18 protein-coding genes are annotated in these 20,090 nt (G+C 66.2%); 15 read left to right on the forward strand and 3 right to left on the reverse strand.

The annotated features are described in order from the left end of the window. Positions 1-8 precede the first annotated feature (8 nt). The 11 genes from mraY (at position 9) to lpxC (ending at position 12,632) form a co-directional block, all read left to right on the forward strand. Positions 9-1,178: a phospho-N-acetylmuramoyl-pentapeptide-transferase gene (gene mraY, locus FOZ70_RS20865; protein ID WP_006477019.1), complete on the forward strand. Its 1,170-nt coding sequence runs from the start codon at positions 9-11 to the stop codon at positions 1,176-1,178. A 28-nt stretch (positions 1,179-1,206) separates the two neighbouring features. Continuing rightward, a complete protein-coding gene (murD, locus tag FOZ70_RS20870) occupies positions 1,207-2,721 on the forward strand; it encodes a UDP-N-acetylmuramoyl-L-alanine--D-glutamate ligase (RefSeq protein WP_060072275.1) in 1,515 nt (504 codons plus the stop codon). Next, positions 2,718-4,001, forward strand: coding sequence for a putative lipid II flippase FtsW (gene ftsW / locus FOZ70_RS20875; RefSeq protein ID WP_021159916.1), 1,284 nt, complete (start codon positions 2,718-2,720; stop codon positions 3,999-4,001). The genes murD and ftsW overlap by 4 nt, the downstream gene beginning before the upstream one ends. Continuing rightward, on the forward strand, positions 3,998-5,101 hold the full coding sequence (murG, locus tag FOZ70_RS20880; protein WP_021159915.1) for an undecaprenyldiphospho-muramoylpentapeptide beta-N-acetylglucosaminyltransferase: 1,104 nt from the start codon (positions 3,998-4,000) through the stop codon (positions 5,099-5,101). Before ftsW ends, murG begins: the two co-directional genes overlap by 4 nt. After that, positions 5,098-6,495 carry a UDP-N-acetylmuramate--L-alanine ligase gene (murC, locus tag FOZ70_RS20885; protein WP_059493375.1) on the forward strand — a complete coding sequence of 466 codons (1,398 nt, stop codon included), beginning with the start codon at positions 5,098-5,100 and terminating at the stop codon, positions 6,493-6,495. Before murG ends, murC begins: the two co-directional genes overlap by 4 nt. A 1-nt stretch (position 6,496) precedes the next feature. After that, on the forward strand, positions 6,497-7,438 hold the full coding sequence (locus FOZ70_RS20890) for a D-alanine--D-alanine ligase (protein ID WP_021159913.1): 942 nt from the start codon (positions 6,497-6,499) through the stop codon (positions 7,436-7,438). Positions 7,439-7,457: 19 nt separating this feature from the next. After that, positions 7,458-8,210 (forward strand): cell division protein FtsQ/DivIB, encoded by a 753-nt coding sequence (locus FOZ70_RS20895; protein ID WP_021159912.1) that lies wholly within the window; start codon positions 7,458-7,460, stop codon positions 8,208-8,210. Positions 8,211-8,236: 26 nt separating this feature from the next. Further along, positions 8,237-9,469: a cell division protein FtsA gene (gene ftsA / locus FOZ70_RS20900; protein ID WP_006487138.1), complete on the forward strand. Its 1,233-nt coding sequence runs from the start codon at positions 8,237-8,239 to the stop codon at positions 9,467-9,469. Positions 9,470-9,582: 113 nt separating this feature from the next. Beyond that, positions 9,583-10,779 (forward strand): cell division protein FtsZ, encoded by a 1,197-nt coding sequence (gene ftsZ, locus FOZ70_RS20905; RefSeq protein ID WP_021159911.1) that lies wholly within the window; start codon positions 9,583-9,585, stop codon positions 10,777-10,779. A gap of 188 nt (positions 10,780-10,967) precedes the next feature. Then, positions 10,968-11,474 (forward strand): peroxiredoxin, encoded by a 507-nt coding sequence (locus FOZ70_RS20910; protein WP_027788450.1) that lies wholly within the window; start codon positions 10,968-10,970, stop codon positions 11,472-11,474. Positions 11,475-11,714: 240 nt separating this feature from the next. Further along, positions 11,715-12,632, forward strand: coding sequence for a UDP-3-O-acyl-N-acetylglucosamine deacetylase (gene lpxC / locus FOZ70_RS20915; RefSeq protein WP_027788449.1), 918 nt, complete (start codon positions 11,715-11,717; stop codon positions 12,630-12,632). A 79-nt stretch (positions 12,633-12,711) separates the two neighbouring features. On the opposite strand, the gene FOZ70_RS20920 is transcribed toward lpxC, so the two are convergent. Then, a complete protein-coding gene (locus FOZ70_RS20920; RefSeq protein ID WP_021159908.1) occupies positions 12,712-13,188 on the reverse strand; it encodes a DUF721 domain-containing protein in 477 nt (158 codons plus the stop codon). Between the two features lie 256 nt (positions 13,189-13,444). Here FOZ70_RS20920 and secA point away from each other — a divergent pair, with 256 nt between their 5' ends. The 4 genes from secA (at position 13,445) to FOZ70_RS20940 (ending at position 18,956) form a co-directional block, all read left to right on the forward strand. Beyond that, on the forward strand, positions 13,445-16,243 hold the full coding sequence (gene secA, locus FOZ70_RS20925) for a preprotein translocase subunit SecA (protein ID WP_059484641.1): 2,799 nt from the start codon (positions 13,445-13,447) through the stop codon (positions 16,241-16,243). A gap of 142 nt (positions 16,244-16,385) precedes the next feature. Continuing rightward, positions 16,386-17,627, forward strand: coding sequence for a bifunctional glutamate N-acetyltransferase/amino-acid acetyltransferase ArgJ (gene argJ, locus FOZ70_RS20930; protein ID WP_021159905.1), 1,242 nt, complete (start codon positions 16,386-16,388; stop codon positions 17,625-17,627). A 19-nt stretch (positions 17,628-17,646) separates the two neighbouring features. Further along, on the forward strand, positions 17,647-18,516 hold the full coding sequence (locus FOZ70_RS20935) for an ATP-binding protein (protein WP_059649657.1): 870 nt from the start codon (positions 17,647-17,649) through the stop codon (positions 18,514-18,516). Continuing rightward, the gene (locus FOZ70_RS20940) at positions 18,513-18,956 is read left to right on the forward strand and encodes an NUDIX domain-containing protein (protein WP_021159903.1); all 444 of its coding nucleotides are present in this window, start codon (positions 18,513-18,515) and stop codon (positions 18,954-18,956) included. The genes FOZ70_RS20935 and FOZ70_RS20940 overlap by 4 nt, the downstream gene beginning before the upstream one ends. Positions 18,957-19,028: 72 nt before the next feature. Here the strand turns inward: FOZ70_RS20940 and FOZ70_RS20945 are convergent, their stop codons facing one another. Further along, the gene (locus FOZ70_RS20945) at positions 19,029-19,229 is read right to left on the reverse strand and encodes a DNA gyrase inhibitor YacG (protein WP_021159902.1); all 201 of its coding nucleotides are present in this window, start codon (positions 19,227-19,229) and stop codon (positions 19,029-19,031) included. A gap of 28 nt (positions 19,230-19,257) precedes the next feature. After that, the gene (zapD, locus tag FOZ70_RS20950) at positions 19,258-20,013 is read right to left on the reverse strand and encodes a cell division protein ZapD (RefSeq protein ID WP_021159901.1); all 756 of its coding nucleotides are present in this window, start codon (positions 20,011-20,013) and stop codon (positions 19,258-19,260) included. Between the last annotated feature and the right edge of the window lie 77 nt (positions 20,014-20,090).

A 20,090-nucleotide genomic window follows, 5' to 3' on the forward strand; every position in this document is an offset into this window, starting at 1 on the left:
AAGGAAGCATGCTGCTGGCGCTGGCGCAATGGCTGCAAGGAGACGCAAGCTTTTTGCGCTTGTTCACGTACCTCACGTTCCGGGCGGTGATGGCCACCATCACCGCGCTGGGGATCGGGCTCGTGTGCGGACCGTGGGTGATCCGCAAGCTGACGCAAATGAAGGTCGGTCAGGCCGTGCGCAAGGACGGCCCGCAGACGCACCTCGTCAAGTCCGGCACGCCGACGATGGGCGGCGTGCTGATCCTGATCGGCATTGCGGTCGCGACGCTGCTGTGGGGCGACCTGACGAACCGTTTCATCTGGATCGTGATGCTCGTCACGTTCGGTTTCGGCGTGATCGGCTGGGTCGACGATTACCGCAAGGTCGTCCACAAGGACCCGCGCGGGATGTCGTCGCGCGAGAAGTATTTCTGGCAATCGGTGATCGGGCTGTTCGCGGCCGTCTACCTCGCCTTCAGCGTGTCCGAGGCGAACAACGTGCGCGTGTTCGACCTGTTCATGGCGTGGGTGAGGAGCGGCCTGTCGATGGGGCTGCCGGCACGCGCCGACCTGATGCTGCCGTTCCTGAAGTCGATCAGTTATCCGCTCGGCGTGTGGGGCTTCATCGTGCTGACGTACTTCGTGATCGTCGGCGCGAGCAACGCGGTGAACCTGACCGACGGCCTCGACGGCCTCGTGATCATGCCGGTCGTGCTGGTCGGCGCGTCGCTGGGTGTGTTCGCGTACGTGATGGGCAGCGCGGTCTATTCAAAATACCTGTTGTTCCCGCATATCCCGGGCGCGGGCGAACTGCTGATCTTCTGTTCCGCGATGGGCGGGGCAGGGCTCGCGTTCCTCTGGTACAACACGCACCCCGCGCAGGTGTTCATGGGCGACGTCGGCGCGCTGGCGCTCGGCGGCGCGCTCGGGACGGTCGCGGTGATCGTGCGCCAGGAAATCGTGCTGTTCATCATGGGCGGCATCTTCGTCGCGGAAACGCTGTCGGTGATGCTGCAGGTGTCGTGGTTCAAGTACACGAAAAAGCGCTACGGCGAAGGGCGGCGCCTGCTGAAGATGGCGCCGCTGCATCACCATTTCGAATTGTCCGGCTGGAAGGAAACGCAGGTGGTCGTGCGTTTCTGGATCATCACGCTGATGCTGTGCCTGTTCGGTCTGACCACCCTCAAGCTGCGGTAAAGGAAAGGTAACAAGGATGTCTGGCGAGATGTTTGGAGATCGGCAACGGCCGATGGTGCTCGTACTGGGGCTCGGGGAATCGGGTCTCGCGATCGCGCGATGGTGCGCGAGGCACGGGTGCCGGCTGCGCATTGCCGATACCCGCGAGGCGCCGCCGAACCTTGCCGCGCTGCAGGCCGAAGGCATCGATGCGGAATTCGTCGGCGGGGCGTTCACGCCTGCGCTGCTCGACGGCGGCATCGAGCTCGTCGGGCTGAGCCCCGGGCTGTCGCCGCTCGAACCGGCGCTCGCGGCGCTGGTCGCGGCCGCGAACGAGCGCGGCGTCGCGGTGTGGGGCGAGCTGGAATTCTTTGCGCAGGCACTGCGTGCGCTCGGCACGAGCGGCTACCAGCCGAAGGTGCTCGCGATCACGGGCACCAACGGCAAGACCACGACGACGAGCCTCACGGGCCTGCTGTGCCAGCGCTCGGGCAAGAAGGTCGCGGTCGCGGGCAACATCAGCCCGGCGATGCTCGACCGGCTCGCCGGCGCGATCGACGAAACCGCGCTGCCGGACGTATGGGTGCTCGAACTGTCGAGTTTCCAGCTCGAGACCGCGCGCACGTTCGCGCCCGATGCGGCCGCGATCCTGAACATCACGCAGGACCACCTTGACTGGCACGGCAGCTTCGAAGCGTACGCGCAGGCAAAGGGCCGGATCTTCGGCGCGACGACGACGCGCGTGCTGAACCGCGACGATGCGGCCGTGATGAAGTTCGCGCCGGCAGCCGGCGCGGCCGACGCGCCGCGTACGGTCACGTTCGGCCTGAACGAACCGGTGCAGGACGGCGACTACGGGCTGTCGCGCGACAACGGCATCGCGTGGCTGGTGGAAGCCGTCGATCGCGATGCACCCGACGAGGCGGCGACGACGAGTCGCCGGCGCAAGCGCGATGCCGCGCACACGCCCGACATCGCGCAGAAGCGCCTGATGCCGGCCGACGCACTGCGTATCCGCGGGCTGCACAACGCGGCGAACGCGCTGGCCGCATTCGCGCTCGCACGCGCGATCGACCTGCCGGCCGCGCCGCTGCTGCACGCGCTGCGCGAGTACCGCGGCGAAGCGCATCGCGTCGAAGTGATCGCGACGATCGACGACGTGGACTACGTCGACGACAGCAAGGGCACGAACGTCGGCGCGACGGTTGCCGCGCTCGACGGGCTCGCCCAGAAGATCGTGCTGATCGCGGGCGGGGACGGCAAGGGCCAGGACTTCGCGCCGCTGGTCGCGCCGGTCGCGCGGTGGTGCCGCGCGGTGATGCTGATCGGCCGTGACGCGCCGGCGATCCGCGACACGCTCGCCGAAACGGGCGTGCCGCTTGCCGACCACGCGACGCTCGAAGACGCGGTGCACGCGGCGGCCGACCTCGCCGAGCCGGGCGATGCGGTGTTGCTGTCGCCGGCATGCGCGAGCCTCGACATGTTCAGGAACTACGCCCATCGCGCGGATGTGTTCCGCGCGGCGGTCGACGAAATCGCCATCGACAAAGGAGCGACGCCATGAGCTGGTCCGATCGCCTCGTCTCCCGTTTCAACGATCGGCGCGACACCGGCGGCAATGCCGCGGGCGGCCGCGTCGCGTCGGCCACGCGCGCCGCGACCGGCGGCCTCGCGAGCGTCGTCAACGGCGTGCGCCCGAGCCGTTCGCGGATGCTCGACTTCGACTACTCGCTGCTGTGGGTCGCGATCGCGCTGCTCGGGCTCGGTGTCGTGATGGTGTATTCGGCGTCGATCGCGATGCCCGATTCGCCGAAATACGCGGCCTACCACGATTACGCGTTCCTGATGCGCCACTGCGTGTCGCTCGTCGTCGCGTTCATCGCGGCGGTGATCGCGTTCCGGGTGCCGGTGTCGACGTGGGACAAATACGCGCCGCATCTCTTCCTGATCGCGCTGGTCGGCCTCGTGATCGTGCTGATCCCGCACGTCGGCAAGGGCGTGAACGGCGCGCGCCGCTGGATTCCGCTCGGCATCACGAACATGCAGCCGTCGGAAATCATGAAGCTCGCGGTGACGATCTACGCGGCGAACTACACGGTGCGCAAGCAGGAATACATGCAGAGCTTCGCGAAGGGCTTCCTGCCGATGGCGTTCGCGGTCGGCCTGGTCGGTGCGCTGCTGCTGCTCGAGCCGGACATGGGTGCATTCATGGTCGTCGCGGCGATCGCGATGGGCGTGCTGTTCCTCGGCGGCGTGAACGGCAAGCTGTTCGGCGGCCTCGTCGCGACGGCGGTCGGCACCTTCACGATGCTCGTGTGGCTGTCGCCGTGGCGTCGCGAGCGGATCTTCGCGTATCTCGATCCGTGGGACGAGCGCTACGCGCAGGGCAAGGCATACCAGCTCACGCACTCGCTGATCGCGTTCGGACGCGGCGAGTGGTTCGGTGTCGGCCTCGGCGGCAGCGTCGAGAAACTGAACTACCTGCCGGAAGCGCATACCGACTTCATCCTCGCGGTGATCGGCGAGGAACTCGGTTTCGTCGGCGTGCTGGTCGTGATCCTGCTGTTCTACTGGATCGTGCGCCGCGCGTTCGAGATCGGCCGCCAGGCACTCGCACTCGATCGCACGTTCGCGGGCCTGATGGCGAAGGGCATCGGCATCTGGTTTGGCGCGCAGACTTTCATCAACATGGGCGTGAACCTCGGGCTGCTGCCGACCAAGGGCCTGACGCTGCCGCTCGTGAGCTACGGCGGCTCCGGCATTCTGCTGAACTGCGTGGCGCTCGCGGTGCTGCTGCGGGTCGACTATGAAAACCGGGTGCTGATGCGCGGAGGGAAGGTATGACCGCGTCGCAACGCACGCTGATGGTGATGGCAGGCGGCACCGGGGGCCATGTGTTCCCGGGGCTCGCGGTCGCGCACCGGATGGAGGCGGCGGGCTGGCGCGTCGTGTGGCTCGGCAATCCGGCCGGGATGGAAGCGACGCTCGTGCCGAAGCACGGCATTCCGATGGAATACGTGCGGTTCGGCGGGCTGCGCGGCAAGGGCCTGAAGACCAAGCTGACGTTGCCGTTCAACCTGCTGCGCGCTTGCGGGCAGAGCCTCGCCGCGCTGCGCCGCGTGCGGCCCGACGTCGTGCTCGGGATGGGCGGCTACATCACGTTCCCGGCGGGTGTGATGACGGCGCTGTCGGGGCGTCCGCTCGTGCTGCATGAACAGAATTCGATCGCGGGCCTGACGAACAAGGTGCTCGCGAAATTCGCGAAACGCGTGCTCGTCGCATTCCCCGGTGCGCTGCCGCATGCGGAATGGACCGGTAACCCGATTCGCGCGGAACTTGCCGGCACCGAAGCGCCCAAAGCACGCTACGCATCGCGCAGCGGCCCGCTGAACGTGCTGGTCGTCGGCGGCAGCCTCGGTGCGGCCGCGCTGAACGAAGTCGTGCCGCGCGCGCTGGCGATGCTGACGCCGGGTGAACGCCCGCGCATCGTGCATCAGGCCGGCGCGAAGCACATCGACGCGCTGAAGGCGAATTACGAAGCGGCCGGTTTCGCGGCCGGCGAAGACGTGCGGCTCGTGCCGTTCATCGACGACATGGCGGCCGCGTATGCGGCGGCGGATCTCGTGATCTGCCGGTCGGGCGCGATGACGGTGTCGGAGATCGCGGCGGTGGGCGTGGCGGCGCTGTTCGTGCCGTTCCCGTACGCAGTCGACGATCACCAGACGAGCAACGCCGCGTTCCTCGCCGATGCAGGCGCGGCCGTGCTGGTGCAACAACGCGACCTGTCGGCGGAACTGCTCGCCGACTGGCTGCGCGGCCAGTCGCGGGCATCGCTCGCGGACATGGCGGAACGTTCGCGCTCGCTGGCGAAGCCCGAAGCCACCGACGAAGTCGCGCGCGTGTGCGCGAAGGCGGCCGGCGCGAACCTGGAAATATTGCAATGAAACACATCGTCAAACACATTCATTTCGTCGGGATCGGCGGCGCGGGCATGAGCGGCATCGCCGAAGTGCTCGTCAACCTCGGCTACGAGGTCAGCGGCTCGGATCTCTCGCGCAACGCGGTGACCGATCGTCTCCAGGCGCTCGGCGCACGGATCGCGATCGGCCACGACGCGGCGAACATCGAGGGCGCGAACGCGGTCGTCGTATCGACGGCCGTGCGCTCGGACAACCCGGAAGTGCTGGCCGCGCGCGCGAAGCGCGTGCCGATCGTGCAGCGCGCGGTGATGCTGGCGGAGTTGATGCGCCTGAAGCAGGGCATCGCGATCGCCGGCACGCACGGCAAGACCACCACGACGAGCCTCGTCGCGAGCGTGCTCGCCGCGGGCGGCCTCGACCCGACCTTCGTGATCGGCGGGCGGCTGATCAGCGCCGGCGCGAACGCGCGGCTCGGCACGGGCGACTTCATCGTCGCCGAGGCCGACGAGTCGGACGCGTCGTTCCTGAACCTGTATCCGGTGATCGAAGTCATCACGAACATCGATGCCGACCACATGGACACCTACGGCCACGATTTCGCGCGGCTCAAGCAGGCGTTCATCGAATTCACGCAGCGCCTGCCGTTCTACGGCAGCGCGGTCGTGTGCGTCGACGATCCGAACGTGCGGCAGATCATCCCGTTCATCTCGAAGCCGGTCGTGCGCTACGGGCTGTCGCCGGACGCGCAGGTGCGCGCGGAAGACATCGACGCGCGCGATGGCCGGATGCACTTCACGGTGATCCGCGAAGGTCGCGCGCCGCTTGCGGTCGTACTGAACATGCCGGGCCTGCACAACGTGCAGAACGCGCTCGCGGCGATCGCGATCGCAACCGACCTCGGCGTGACGGATGACGCGATCCAGCAGGCGCTGGCCGAATTCAACGGCGTCGGCCGGCGTTTCCAGCGCTACGGCGAGGTGCCGACCGCGGACGGCGGCCAGTACACGCTGATCGACGACTACGGCCATCACCCGGTCGAGATGGCCGCGACGATCGCGGCCGCGCGCGGCGCGTTCCCGGGGCGTCGCCTCGTGCTGGCGTTCCAGCCGCACCGCTACACGCGCACGCGCGATTGCTTCGACGATTTCGTCAACGTGCTGTCGACGGTCGATGCGCTGGTGCTGACGGAAGTCTACGCGGCCGGCGAGGCCGCGATCTCGACCGCCAACGGCGACGCGCTGTCGCGCGCGCTGCGCGCGGCAGGAAAGGTTGACCCGGTGTTCGTCGCGACGGTCGACGACGTGCCGGACGCATTGGCGAAGGTCGCGCAGAACGGCGACGTGGTGATCACGATGGGCGCGGGTTCGATCGGCGGCGTGCCGGCGAAGGTCGCGCAGCACACTCAACAGAAGGCATGACATGAGCGGGATTGATCCGAAACGTTTCGGCAAGGTGGCGGTGTTGTTCGGCGGCGAGTCCTCGGAGCGCGAGGTCTCGCTCACGTCCGGCCAGCTCGTGCTGCAGGGCCTGCGCGACGCAGGCATCGACGCGCACCTGTTCGACCCGGCCGAGCGCCCGCTGGCGGCGCTGAAGGACGAAGGGTTCGTGCGTGCGTTCAACGCGCTGCACGGCGGTTACGGCGAGAATGGCCAGATCCAGGGCGCGCTCGATTTCTACGGGATCCGTTACACGGGCAGCGGTGTGCTCGGGTCGGCGCTCGGCCTCGACAAGTTCCGCACGAAACTCGTCTGGCAGCAGACGGGCGTGCCGACGCCGCCGTTCGAGACGGTGCTGCGCGGCGACGACCTCGCGGCGCGCGCGACGGACATCGTCGCGAAGCTCGGCCTGCCGCTGTTCGTGAAGCCGGCGAGCGAGGGCTCGAGCGTCGCGGTGCTGAAGGTGAAGACGGCCGATGCGCTGCCGGCTGCGCTCGAGGAAGCCGCGAAGCACGACCCGATCGTGATCGTCGAGAAGAGTATCGAGGGCGGCGGCGAATACACCGCATGCATCGCTGGCGATCTCGACCTGCCGGTGATCAAGATCGTGCCGGCCGGCGAGTTCTACGACTATCACGCGAAGTACATCGCCAACGACACGCAATACCTGATCCCGTGCGGGCTGCCCGCCGACAAGGAAGCGGAGCTCAAGCGCGTCGCGCGCCGTGCGTTCGACGTGCTCGGCTGCACCGACTGGGGCCGCGCGGATTTCATGCTCGACGCCGATGGCAATGCGTACTTCCTGGAAGTGAACACCGCGCCGGGCATGACCGACCACTCGCTGCCGCCGAAGGCCGCGCGCGCGGTCGGCATCAGCTATTCGGAGCTGGTCGTGAAGGTGCTGTCGCTCACGCTCAACGACTGACGCAGGAACGGAACGACGTATGTGGAACAACGTTCGCCAACTCAACCTTGCCGCCAGCGCGCTGTACGCGCTGCTGCTGCTCGTGTTGGCGGCGGCCGGTTGCTACTGGCTGATCCAGCGCCCGACGTTCGCGTTGCGGGAAATCCGGATCGACGGCGACACCGAGCACATCAATTCGCCGACGGTGCGCGCGGGCGTGGTCGGCCGGCTGAAGGGCAATTTCTTCACGGTCGATCTCGACGCCGCGCGCGCCGCGTTCGAGCAGATGCCCTGGGTGCGCCATGCGAGCGTGCGCCGGGTGTGGCCGAATGCGCTGGCTGTCACGCTCGAGGAGTACAAACCGCTCGGGACCTGGGGCAGCGACCAGCTCGTGAGCGTCGACGGCGAGCTGTTCACCGCGAACCAGGGCGAGCTGGATCAGGAACTGCCGGCGTTCGACGGCCCGGAGGGCAGTGCGAAGGAAGTCGTCACGCGGTATCGCGACTTCGGGAAATGGTTTGCGCCGCTGAAGGCGGCGCCGGAAGAAGTGACGCTGTCGGCGCGGTACGCGTGGACGGTGAAGCTGTCGAACGGCATGCAGGTCGAGCTGGGCAAGGAACGCAACAGCGAGTCGCTGCATGACCGGAGCCAGCGTCTGGTCGCCGCCTGGCCGGCGGTCACGGAGCGCTGGGGCAACGACATCGAGTACGCGGACCTGCGTTATCCGAACGGATTCGCGATTCGCGCGGCAGGCATGCGGTTCCTGACCGATACCGACAAGCGCAAGAAGTAACGAGAGATCACACGCAAGAGCACTTTATGAGCAAAGACTACAAGGATCTGCTGGTTTCCCTCGACATCGGCACGTCGAAGGTGGTGGCCATCGTCGCCGAGCTGAAGGGCGAAGGTCACTACGAGGTGATCGGTCTCGGCCAGAGCGAGTCGAAGGGTCTGAAGAAAGGTGTGGTGGTCAACATCGAGGCCACCGTGCAGTCGATCCAGCGCGCGCTCGAGGAAGCCGAGCTGATGGCCGACTGCAAGATCACCAACGTGTTCACGGGGATCGCCGGCAGCCACATCCGCAGCTTCAACTCGAGCGGGATGGTCGCGATCAAGGACAAGGAAGTCACGCAGACCGACGTCGCGCGCGTGATCGAGACCGCGAAGGCGATCAACATCCCGACCGACCAGCAGGTGCTGCACATCCTCACGCAGGAATTCATCATCGACGGCCAGGAAGACGTGCGCGAGCCGATCGGGATGAGCGGCATCCGCCTCGAGGTGAAGGTGCACATCGTGACGGGCGCGGTGAGCGCCGCGCAGAACATCGTCAAGTGCGTGCGCCGCTGCGGGCTGGAAGTGAACGACCTGATCCTGCAGCCGCTCGCGTCGTCGCTGGCGGTGCTGACGGAAGACGAGAAGGATCTCGGCGTGGTGCTGGTCGACATCGGCGGCGGCACGACGGACATCGCGATCTTCGCCGAAGGCGCGATCCGCCACACCGCGGTGATTCCGATCGCCGGCGACCAGATCACGAGCGACATCGCGATGGCGCTGCGCACGCCGACGCCGGATGCGGAAGACATCAAGGTCGGCTACGGGATCGCGAAGCAGGCGCTCGCCGATCCGGACGAAATGGTGGAAGTGCCGGGCCTCGGCGAACGCGGCCCGCGCACGCTGTCGCGCCAGGCGCTCGCGGCCGTGATCGAGCCGCGCGTCGAGGAACTGTTCTCGCTCGTGCAGCAGGTCGTGCGCGAATCCGGTTACGAAGAACTCCTGAGCTCCGGCGTGGTCATTACCGGCGGTGCGTCGATGATGCCCGGCATGGTCGAGCTCGGCGAAGACATTTTCCTGAAACCGGTGCGCATCGGCGCGCCGGAGTATGCAGGCGGCCTCTCCGACGTCGTGCGCAATCCGCGCTACTCGACGGCGATGGGGCTGCTCGTCGAAGGCAGTGCCCAGCGCATGCGCGGCCGCAAGGTCGCCGTGCAGTCCGGCAACGCGGGGCAGGTGTTCTCGCGGATGAAGGAATGGTTCCTGAGCAACTTCTGACAAACCGAATCTCGAAATTCGCGCTGGTGCCGGCGGCTGGCGCGCGACAGGGGGTTGCCCGATCTCCTGCCGAATAACGGCCGATTAGCAGTTTTTCTCTTGACGGAGGCAACATGGAATTCGAAATGCTGGAAACCGAGACCAACGGCACCATCATCAAGGTGGTCGGCGTTGGCGGCGCTGGCGGCAATGCCGTCCAGCACATGATCAACCGCGGCGTGCAGGGCGTCGATTTCATCGTGATGAACACGGATGCGCAGGCGCTGTCGCGTTCGCGCGCATCGTCGGTGATCCAGCTCGGCAACACGGGCCTCGGCGCCGGTGCGAAGCCGGAAATGGGTCGTGCGGCAGCGGAAGAGGCGCGTGAGCGCATCGCCGACGCACTGCGCGGCGCGCACATGGTGTTCATCACGGCCGGCATGGGCGGCGGCACGGGCACGGGCGCGGCACCGGTGGTCGCGCAGATCGCGAAGGAGATGGGCATCCTGACGGTCGGTGTCGTCAGCAAGCCGTTCGAGTTCGAAGGCGGCAAGCGCATGCGCGTCGCTGAAGCAGGTTCGCAGCAACTGGAGGATCACGTCGACTCGCTGATCGTCGTGCTGAACGACAAGCTGTTCGACGTGATGGGCGACGACGCCGAAATGGACAAGTGCTTCCAGTGCGCGGACGACGTGTTGAACAACGCGGTTGCAGGCATCGCTGAAATCATCAACGTCGATGGCCTCGTGAACGTCGACTTCGAAGACGTGAAGACGGTGATGGGCGAGCAGGGCAAGGCGATGATGGGCACGGCGACGGTCGCCGGCGTCGATCGCGCGCGCCTCGCGGCGGAACAGGCCGTGGCGAGCCCGCTGCTCGAAGGCGTCGATCTGTCGGGCGCGCGCGGCGTGCTGGTCAACATCACGTCGAGCCGTTCGCTGCGCCTGTCGGAAACGCGCGAAGTGATGAACACGATCAAGAGCTACGCGGCGGAAGATGCGACGGTGATCTTCGGTGCGGTGTACGACGACGCGATGGGCGATGCGTTGCGTGTGACGGTCGTGGCAACGGGTCTGGGCCGTGCGGCGAAGAAGCAGCAGTCGGCACCGATGACGCTGCTGCGCACGGGTACGGACAACCAGCCGGTCAGCGCGGTGTCGCACGGCTATGCACCGGCGCATCATGTCAGCACGGCCGACTACGGCGCACTCGATACGCCGGCGGTGTGGCGCAATTCGCGTGAAACCGCGGCATCGCACGTGCAGGCGCTGCAGGAGAAGGGTGTCGACACGTACGACATCCCGGCTTTCCTGCGCAAGCAGGCTGACTGACGCAAACACAGGCGAAGCCGCGGCGAAACTGCCGCGGTATCGCCGGCGTGACGGATGCTACGGACCACGACAGGCCGCGTCGGCTGCGACGCCGGGCCGGGAAACGTGCCCTCTCCGCACAAGCGGGGCGGGATGGGCCGTGCTGTCCGCGACACGCTGAAAAACCGTATCGCTATGAGGGACCAGCCATGATTCAAGTGGGCGACGCGCTGCCCGACGCGCAACTGTTCGAGTACATCGACGACGCGCGCGAAGGGTGCACGCTGGGGCCGAACGCCTGCAGCGTGCGCGATCAGGTTGCGGGAAAGCGGGTGGTGATCTTCGGATTGCCGGGCGCTTTCACGCCGACCTGTTCGGCGCAGCATGTGCCGGGCTACGTCGAACACGCCGAGCAACTGCGCGCGGCGGGTATCGACGAGATCTGGTGCGTGTCCGTCAACGACGCATTCGTGATGGGCGCATGGGGACGTGATCTGCACACCGCGGGCAAGGTGCGCATGATGGCGGACGGCAGCGCGGCTTTCACTCATGCGCTGGGGCTGACACAGGATTTGTCCGCGCGTGGCATGGGGATTCGTTCCCTGCGCTACGCGATGGTGATTGACGGCGGTGTGGTCAAGACGCTGGCCGTCGAGGCGCCGGGCAAATTCGAAGTGAGCGATGCGGCGAGTGTTCTCGCGACGTTGACGTCCTGATCGTGCGGTGCGCCGTTGCCTGCCGGCAACGCTGCTCACCGGCCTCAGGGCAGTTGTAACACGGGCTGATGACCGGAAACGCCTCCGTTCCGGGCATCGGCCCGTCCCGTATCGGCAGGGGTAAACAGCCGAAACAGATTGATACGCAGTTTCAAACTGCGTTGAATAGGGAATTACGCTATAATCCCTCCTATCGAATATAACTCCTGATTGATATCTTCAATCACGACGAAGAACATCATGCTGAAGCAGCGCACCATCAAATCCATCGTGAAGACCGTGGGTATCGGTGTCCACTCGGGCCGCAAGATCGAGCTGACGCTCCGTCCTGCCGCACCGGGCACGGGCATCGTGTTCTCCCGCGTCGACCTTCCCACGCCCGTCGACATTCCCGCCGCGGCGACGTCGATCGGCGATACGCGGCTCGCGTCGGTGCTGCAGAAGGATGGCGTGCGTGTGTCGACCGTCGAGCACCTGATGTCGGCATGCGCCGGCCTCGGCATCGACAACCTCTATGTCGACGTGACGGCCGAGGAAATCCCGATCATGGACGGCAGCGCGGCGACCTTCGTGTTCCTGATCCAGTCCGCCGGGATCGAGGAACAGAACGCGCCGAAGCGCTTCGTCAAGGTGAAGAAGACGGTCGAAATCCGTGACGGCGACAAGTTCGCGCGTCTCGATCCGTACTTCGGCTTCAAGCTGAAATTCTCGATCGACTTCCGTCACCCGGCCGTCGACAAGACCGGCCAGGAGCTCGAGGTCGATTTCGCGAATACGTCGTATGTGCGCGAGATCGCGCGCGCACGCACGTTCGGTTTCGCGCACGAGGCCGAGATGCTGCGCGAGATGGGCCTCGCCCGCGGCGGCAGCATGGAAAATGCGATCGTGCTCGACGAGTACCGCATCCTGAATAACGACGGGCTGCGCTACGACGACGAGTTCGTGAAGCACAAGATGCTCGACGCGATCGGCGACCTGTACGTGATCGGCCATCCGCTGCTGGCGTCGTACACGGCGTACAAGTCGGGCCACGGGCTGAACAACGCGCTGCTGCGTGAGCTGCTCGCGAACGAAGATGCGTACGAGATCGTCACGTTCGACGATCCGCAAGCCGCGCCGAAGGGTTTCGCGTTCGACGCGCAGACGGCCTTCGCCTGAACTGCGTTCGGCGCAAGCAAAAAAAAGCAGCCTTCGGGCTGCTTTTTTGTTGGCCGGACGATGCCGGCGGCGCAGGCCGTCAGCGCGGCTTTGCGCCGTGCCGGGCCGCCATTCGCGCAAGCGCGGCCTGCAGCGGCGACGGTTCGAGATGATCGGCCAGATCCCGCAACGCGGCCGCGCCGACCGACGTCATCCGCGCCTGCTTCACGTGCGGCGGCTCCGGCGCATCCTTCGGGCGCACGCGCACGCGCAGCGTCGAGACCGGCCAGCCGCGCTTTTGGAGATCGCCGAGCAGCCGCGGCTCGACCTGCCGCAGCCGCGCGGCCAGCGCATTGTGCGCGGCAAAGAGGGTCAGGGTGCCGTCCTTCACGAAGCCGGGTTCGACGTGGTTCGCCAGGTAATCGGGCAGGAGCGCGGCAAGATCGCGCTGCAACGATGCGATTTGCTCGACGCCGGCGCGCAGTGCCGCGAACGCGTCGGTGCGGCCGAGCACTTCGGACACGGGTTGCGGGCGATAGGCGGCGAGCGGGCCGAAACGCTTGGAAAATCGGTTCATCGAGACATTCTTCGGGCGCGCACGCGCGCGGACGTTGACGCCGATTGTACCCGCGCGGGCCCGTGCACGGGCGGCTTTCGCCCCGTGGGCCCGGCCGTCGGCGCGCAGTGCCCGTCCGGCCGAGACGCGGGCGCGCGCTTCCCCGCGTGCTAAAATTCGATGTTTGAGTCCACTAATTCGCTAAGCCGCCGAGGCTCGGGCGTCGGGGCGCGCAACACGCGCCGGGCGCCGGTGCTGCGACGCAGGATCCGATCCGATGACAACCGGTTTTCTCCAGAAAATTTTTGGCAGCCGCAACCAGCGGCTCGTCAAGCAATACCAAAAGACCGTCGCGACGATCAATGCGCTCGAAACGCAGATCGAGAAGCTGACGGACGACCAGTTGCGCGGCAAGACGGATGAATTCCGCCAGCGGGTCGCGGCCGGCGAGTCGCTCGACAAGCTGCTGCCCGAGGCGTTCGCGGTCTGTCGCGAGGCCAGCCGGCGCGTGCTGAAGATGCGGCACTTCGACGTGCAGATGATCGGCGGCATGGTGCTCCACTACGGCAAGATCGCGGAAATGCGCACCGGCGAGGGCAAGACGCTCGTCGCGACGCTGCCCGTGTACCTGAATGCGCTGGCCGGCCGCGGCGTGCACGTCGTGACCGTCAACGATTACCTCGCGCAGCGCGACGCCGAATGGATGGCGCGCCTCTACAACTTCCTCGGTCTGTCGGTCGGCATCAACCTGTCCGGCATGGAGCACGACCAGAAGCAGCAGGCTTACGCGGCGGACATCACGTACGGCACGAACAACGAGTTCGGCTTCGACTACCTGCGCGACAACATGGTCTACGAGACCGACGCGCGCGTGCAGCGGGCACTGAACTTCGCGGTCGTCGACGAAGTGGACTCGATCCTGATCGACGAAGCGCGCACGCCGCTGATCATTTCGGGCCAGGCCGAGGATCACACCGAGCTGTACGTGCGGATGAACGCACTGCCGCCGCTGCTCGAGCGCCAGATCGGCGAAGAGAAGGCCGACGGCACGGGTGTCGAGAAGCCGGGCGACTACACGCTCGACGAGAAGGCCCGCCAGGTGTTCCTGACGGAATCGGGCCACGAGAAGGCCGAGCGCTTGCTCGCCGAATGGGGCCTGATCGGCGAGGGCGAGAGCCTGTACGCGCCGCAGAACATCACGCTGATGCACCACGTGTACGCGGCGCTGCGCGCACACACGCTGTTCCACAAGGATCAGCACTACGTCGTGCAGAACGGCGAAGTGGTCATCGTCGACGAATTCACGGGCCGCCTGATGGCCGGCCGCCGCTGGTCCGACGGCCTGCACCAGGCGGTCGAGGCGAAGGAACACGTGAAGATCCAGAGCGAGAACCAGACGCTCGCGTCGATCACGTTCCAGAACTACTTCCGGATGTACGCGAAGCTGGCCGGCATGACCGGTACCGCGGACACCGAAGCGTACGAATTCAACGAGATCTACGGCCTCGAGACGGTCGTGATCCCGACCAACCGCCCGCCGAAGCGGATCGACAAGCAGGACCAGATCTACAAGACGGCCAAGGAGCGCTACGACGCGGTGATCCGCGACATCCGCGACTGCTACGAGCGCGGCCAGCCGGTGCTGGTCGGCACGACGTCGATCGAGAACTCGGAACTGCTGTCGCACCTGCTGAAGCAGGCCGGGCTGCCGCATGAGGTGCTGAACGCGAAGCAGCACGAGCGCGAAGCGGCGATCGTCGCGGAAGCCGGCCGTCCGAAGCGCGTCACGATCGCGACCAACATGGCCGGCCGCGGTACCGACATCGTGCTCGGCGGCAATGCCGAGAAGCAGGCCGCGTTCATCGAGGCCGACGACGCGATCCCGGCCGACGAAAAGGCGCGCCGCATCCAGCAGTTGCACGACGAGTGGGAAACGCTGCACGAGCAGGTGAAGGCCGCTGGCGGCCTGCACATCATCGGCACCGAGCGCCACGAATCGCGCCGGATCGACAACCAGCTGCGCGGCCGTGCGGGCCGCCAGGGCGATCCGGGCTCGTCGCGCTTCTACCTGTCGCTCGACGATCCGCTGCTGCGCATCTTCGCGGGCGACCGCGTGCGCTCGATCATGGATCGCCTGAAGATGCCGGAAGGCGAGGCGATCGAAGCCGGCATCGTCACGCGCTCGATCGAGTCCGCGCAGCGCAAGGTCGAAGCGCGCAACTTCGACATCCGCAAGCAGCTGCTCGAATACGACGACGTGTCGAACGACCAGCGCAAGGTTATCTACCAGCAACGCAACGAGCTGCTCGAAGCGCACGACATCACCGAGACGATCTCCGCGATGCGTCACGGCGTGATCGCCGAAGTCGTCCGCCAGTTCGTGCCGGAAGGCAGCATCGAGGAGCAGTGGGACGTGCCCGAGCTCGAGGAAGCGCTGCGCAACGACTGGCAGCTCGACCTCGCGATCCAGGAAATGGTGAACGAGTCGTCGTCGATTACGGCCGAGGAGATTCTCGACGCCGTGATGACGGCCGCCGACGAGCAGTACGAGGCGAAGGTCGCGATGGTCGGCCGCGAATCGTTCAGCGCATTCGAGCGCTCGGTGATGCTGCAGACGGTCGACCGCCTGTGGCGCGAGCACCTCGCGGCGCTCGACCATCTGCGCCAGGGCATCCACCTGCGCGGCTATGCGCAGAAGAACCCGAAGCAGGAATACAAGCGCGAAGCGTTCGAGCTGTTCGCCGCGATGCTCGAGGCGATCAAGCAGGAAGTCACGCGCGTCGTGATGAACGTGCAGATCCAGTCGCCGGAACAGCTCGAGGAAGCGGCCGAGCAGATCGAGGAGCGCGCAGGTCATCTCGAGAACGTCGAGTACCAGCACGCCGATTACGCGGAAGCCGGTGCGCCGGTGGCGAACGTCACGGCTGCCGCGGCGGCCACGGCAACGGCCGACATGGTCGGCAGCGCGATGACGCACAGCGGCCCCGGCGGCGAAATGCCGAAGGTCGGCCGCAACGACCCGTGCCCGTGCGGCAGCGGCAAGAAGTACAAGCAATGTCACGGGAAGCTGTCATGATCGACGGCGGCGCGCGTCACGCGTGCCGCGTCGTTCGCAGCTTCGAGTCAGTGATGTGAGTTGTGGCGGCCCGCGTGGGGCCGCCGGTTCTTCCAATCGATGCCGGCACGTGCCGGCATTTTCCATCCGGCAGGTGTGCCCCATGGCTGTCAATTTTCCGTCGATCGATCCCGCCCAACTGCATCCCGTCGCCGGCGTCACGCTCGGCTGGGCGGAAGCGAACATCCGCAAGCCGAATCGCAAGGACGTGCTGGTCATCTCCGTCGACGAAGGCGCGACGGTCGCGGGCGTATTCACCGAAAACCGTTTCTGCGCAGCGCCGGTCACCGTCTGCCGCGAGCATCTGGCGAAGGTACGGGCGGGCGGCGCGGGCATCCGCGCGCTGGTCGTGAATACGGGCAATGCAAATGCGGGTACCGGCGAGCCGGGCCTCGTGAACGCGCGCGAAACCTGCACGGAACTCGCGCGTCTCGCGGGCATCGAGCCGGCGCAGGTGCTGCCGTTCTCGACCGGCGTGATCCTCGAGCCGCTGCCGATCGACCGCCTGAAGGCCGGGCTGCCGGCCGCGCTCGCGAACCGCAAGGCCGCGAACTGGTTCGATGCCGCGCAGGCGATCATGACGACCGATACGCTGCCGAAGGCCACGTCCCGCCAGGTGACGATCGACGGTCACACGGTCACGCTGACGGGCATCAGCAAGGGCGCCGGCATGATCAAGCCGAACATGGCGACGATGCTGGGCTTCCTCGCGTTCGACGCGAACGTCGCGCAGCCGGTGCTCGACACGCTCGTGAAGGAAGTGGCCGACCGCTCGTTCAACTGCATCACGATCGACGGCGACACGTCGACGAACGACTCGTTCATCCTGATCGCGTCGGGCAAGAGCACGCTGCCGGCGATCACGTCGACGGATTCGCCGGCCTATGCGGCGCTGCGCGATGCGGTGACGGAAGTCGCGCAGGTGCTGTCGCAGCTGATCGTGCGCGATGGCGAAGGTGCGACGAAATTCATGACGGTGCAGGTCGAAGGCGGCAAGAGCGTCGCGGAATGCCGCCAGATCGCTTACGCGATCGGCCATTCGCCGCTCGTGAAGACCGCCTTCTATGCATCCGACCCCAACCTTGGCCGGATTCTCGCGGCGATCGGCTATGCGGGCGTCGCGGATCTCGACGTCGGCAAGATCGATCTCTATCTCGACGATGTGCTCGTCGCGAAGGCGGGCGGCCGCAACCCGGCTTACCAGGAAGAGGACGGCCAGCGCGTGATGAAGCAGAGCGAAATCACGATCCGCGTGCTGCTTGGCCGCGGCGACGCACAGGCCACCATCTGGACGTGCGACCTGTCGCACGACTACGTGAGCATCAACGCGGATTACCGCTCCTGATCAGGAGTGCCTGAACGACATGGACAAGCTTGAACAGTTTCTGACGCGCGCGGAAGCGCTGCTCGGTCGTCTCGAGGGGATGTTGCCGCCCGCGCAGGCAGTGGTCGACTGGAATGCCGCACACGCATTCCGCTGGCGCAAGCGCCAGGGGCGCGGTTATCTGCAGCCGGTGCCGGCCGTGTCGTCGATCACGCTCGACGACCTCCATAACATCGATCGCCAGAAAGGGCTGATCGACCAGAACACGCGGCAGTTCGTGCAGCAGAAGCCGGCGAACAACGTGCTGCTGACCGGCGCGCGCGGTACCGGCAAGTCGTCGCTGATCAAGGCGTGCCTGAACGCGTATGCGAAGGACGGGCTGCGTCTGATCGAAGTCGACAAGGACGACCTGCACGATCTCGGCGACATCGTCGACCTGATCTCGCAGCGTCCCGAACGTTTCATCGTGTTCTGCGACGACCTGTCGTTCGAGGAAGGCGAGTCGGGCTACAAGGCGCTGAAGGTTGCGCTCGACGGCTCGATCGCCGCGCAGTCGGACAACGTGCTGATCTACGCGACGTCGAACCGCCGCCATCTGCTGCCCGAGTACATGAGCGACAACGAGACGTACAAGCATCTCCCGGATGGCGAGATTCACCCCGGCGAAGTCGTCGAGGAGAAGATCTCGCTGTCGGAGCGCTTCGGTCTGTGGGTCAGCTTCTATCCGTTCAAGCAGGACGACTATCTCGACATCGTCGGGCACTGGCTGCGTCATTTCGGTTGCCCGGATGCGGAGATCGAGTCCGCACGCGGCGATGCGCTCGTGTGGGCGCTCGAGCGCGGCTCGCGGTCGGGGCGCGTCGCGTGGCAGTTTGCGCGTGACTGGTCGGGTCGCAAGGAGCAAGCATGAGCGCGGATCAGGCGCAGGGCGCCGTGCGGGCGCCGGACGGCCGCAAGGTGACGGAAGTCGCGGTCGGCGTGATGGTGCAGCCGGACGGCCGGTATCTGCTCGCGCAGCGGCTGAAGGGCAAGCCGTATGAAGGTTACTGGGAGTTCCCGGGCGGCAAGCTGGAGGCCGGCGAAAGCGTCGAGGACGCGCTGGCGCGCGAGCTGCACGAGGAACTCGGCATCGAAGTCACTGCCAGCCACCGCTGGCACACGCTCGAGCACGATTATCCGCATGCGTACGTGCGGCTCTATTTCTGCAAGGTGACGGGCTGGACGGGCGAGCCGCACAGCAAGGAAGGGCAGGCGTTCGTGTGGCAGCAACTGCCGGTCGAAGTCGCGCCGCTGTTGCCGGCGGCGCTGCCGGTGCTCGAACTGCTCGAGAAGGAAGCGGCGTCGCAATGACGCCGTGGCGGCCCACCTGAAACGCGGGCCAGATCGGCGGGCGGCACGGCGGACGGCGGCGCTGCGCGCCGCTCAGCTGTCGCGGCGGTTGTCCGTGCCGTCTTCTTCCGATGACGGACCCTCGTCGGAGGAACCGCCGATCCGATACTTTTCCGCGGCCCATGCGCCGAGGTCGAGCTGCTTGCAGCGGGCCGAACAGAAGGGACGGAACTTGTTTTCAGGCGTCCAGCGCACTTCCGCGCCGCACGAAGGACATTTCACGACGGTAGTCATACGAAAGCGTTGATCCGGCACGCGGCCGTTACAGATTGCACAGTGTCAGATGGAACGGCACGTCGATGTCCACCGCGCGCGGCCGCACGTCGCCGTCCTGCATGGTGAACCGTACCCACAGCATGTATTTGTTGGCGCTTGCCTCGGGAATGACGCGCAATTCCGGCGCCACGCGCACCTGCATCAACTGATAGGTGCGGCCGGACAGCATCTGCTGGTAGCTGCCCTGCATCGCCATGACCTTCGACGCCTGACCCGATTCGCGCGCGAGCCGCAGCACGATCGCAGCGGCATCGCGCAGCGGCAGCATCGGCAGGATCCATTTCGCGATGTCCTGGCGCCGCTGCTCGGCGGGCCATTGCTGCCATGCGTAGTACGACGGCAGGTCGAACTTGCACGTGCCGCCCGGAATCACCGCACGGCTGCGGATGCTGGCGAGCCACTCGTTGTCGACGAGGTGCTGACCGGTCTTGCCCTGCATCTGCGCGAGATTCGCGAGCGTCTGCTCGATTTCGCCGAGCACGGCTTCGAGCGCGTTCTGCTCGATGCCCGGATTGCCGCGAAAGGGGGCGAGCGTCTGGCGTTGACGTTCGAGCTCCTTCATCAGATCCGATTTCAGGTCCGCGCGGCCCGTTACCTCGGCAATTTCGAACAGCGTCGTCAGCGCGACGTGGTGTTCACGCGGGTCCTCCTGAGCCAAAAAGAACGCGAAGCGCTCGAAGAGATCTTCGAGGCGCAACAGCGTGCGAATTCGCTCGTTGAACGGATACTCGTAAAGAATCAAGCGCGCTCGCCTCTTGGGTAGGGATGGAAACAATGCAGGACATTCTAATGCCCACGCTCTACCCTAGCAACGCGCCA

Source organism: Burkholderia sp. COPS (assembly GCF_019425585.1).
Taxonomy (GTDB): domain Bacteria; phylum Pseudomonadota; class Gammaproteobacteria; order Burkholderiales; family Burkholderiaceae; genus Burkholderia; species Burkholderia cepacia.

What these genes read in the sequence shown, in the direction of transcription:
- mraY (WP_006477019.1), top strand. Translation starts at nt 9, where the DNA reads ATGCTGCTGGCGCTGGCGCAATGGCTGCAAGGAGACGCAAGCTTTTTG.
- murD (WP_060072275.1), top strand. Translation starts at nt 1,207, where the DNA reads ATGTTTGGAGATCGGCAACGGCCGATGGTGCTCGTACTGGGGCTCGGG.
- ftsW (WP_021159916.1), top strand. Translation starts at nt 2,718, where the DNA reads ATGAGCTGGTCCGATCGCCTCGTCTCCCGTTTCAACGATCGGCGCGAC.
- murG (WP_021159915.1), top strand. Translation starts at nt 3,998, where the DNA reads ATGACCGCGTCGCAACGCACGCTGATGGTGATGGCAGGCGGCACCGGG.
- murC (WP_059493375.1), top strand. Translation starts at nt 5,098, where the DNA reads ATGAAACACATCGTCAAACACATTCATTTCGTCGGGATCGGCGGCGCG.
- FOZ70_RS20890 (WP_021159913.1), top strand. Translation starts at nt 6,497, where the DNA reads ATGAGCGGGATTGATCCGAAACGTTTCGGCAAGGTGGCGGTGTTGTTC.
- FOZ70_RS20895 (WP_021159912.1), top strand. Translation starts at nt 7,458, where the DNA reads ATGTGGAACAACGTTCGCCAACTCAACCTTGCCGCCAGCGCGCTGTAC.
- ftsA (WP_006487138.1), top strand. Translation starts at nt 8,237, where the DNA reads ATGAGCAAAGACTACAAGGATCTGCTGGTTTCCCTCGACATCGGCACG.
- ftsZ (WP_021159911.1), top strand. Translation starts at nt 9,583, where the DNA reads ATGGAATTCGAAATGCTGGAAACCGAGACCAACGGCACCATCATCAAG.
- FOZ70_RS20910 (WP_027788450.1), top strand. Translation starts at nt 10,968, where the DNA reads ATGATTCAAGTGGGCGACGCGCTGCCCGACGCGCAACTGTTCGAGTAC.
- lpxC (WP_027788449.1), top strand. Translation starts at nt 11,715, where the DNA reads ATGCTGAAGCAGCGCACCATCAAATCCATCGTGAAGACCGTGGGTATC.
- FOZ70_RS20920 (WP_021159908.1), bottom strand. Translation starts at nt 13,188, where the DNA reads ATGAACCGATTTTCCAAGCGTTTCGGCCCGCTCGCCGCCTATCGCCCG.
- secA (WP_059484641.1), top strand. Translation starts at nt 13,445, where the DNA reads ATGACAACCGGTTTTCTCCAGAAAATTTTTGGCAGCCGCAACCAGCGG.
- argJ (WP_021159905.1), top strand. Translation starts at nt 16,386, where the DNA reads ATGGCTGTCAATTTTCCGTCGATCGATCCCGCCCAACTGCATCCCGTC.
- FOZ70_RS20935 (WP_059649657.1), top strand. Translation starts at nt 17,647, where the DNA reads ATGGACAAGCTTGAACAGTTTCTGACGCGCGCGGAAGCGCTGCTCGGT.
- FOZ70_RS20940 (WP_021159903.1), top strand. Translation starts at nt 18,513, where the DNA reads ATGAGCGCGGATCAGGCGCAGGGCGCCGTGCGGGCGCCGGACGGCCGC.
- FOZ70_RS20945 (WP_021159902.1), bottom strand. Translation starts at nt 19,229, where the DNA reads ATGACTACCGTCGTGAAATGTCCTTCGTGCGGCGCGGAAGTGCGCTGG.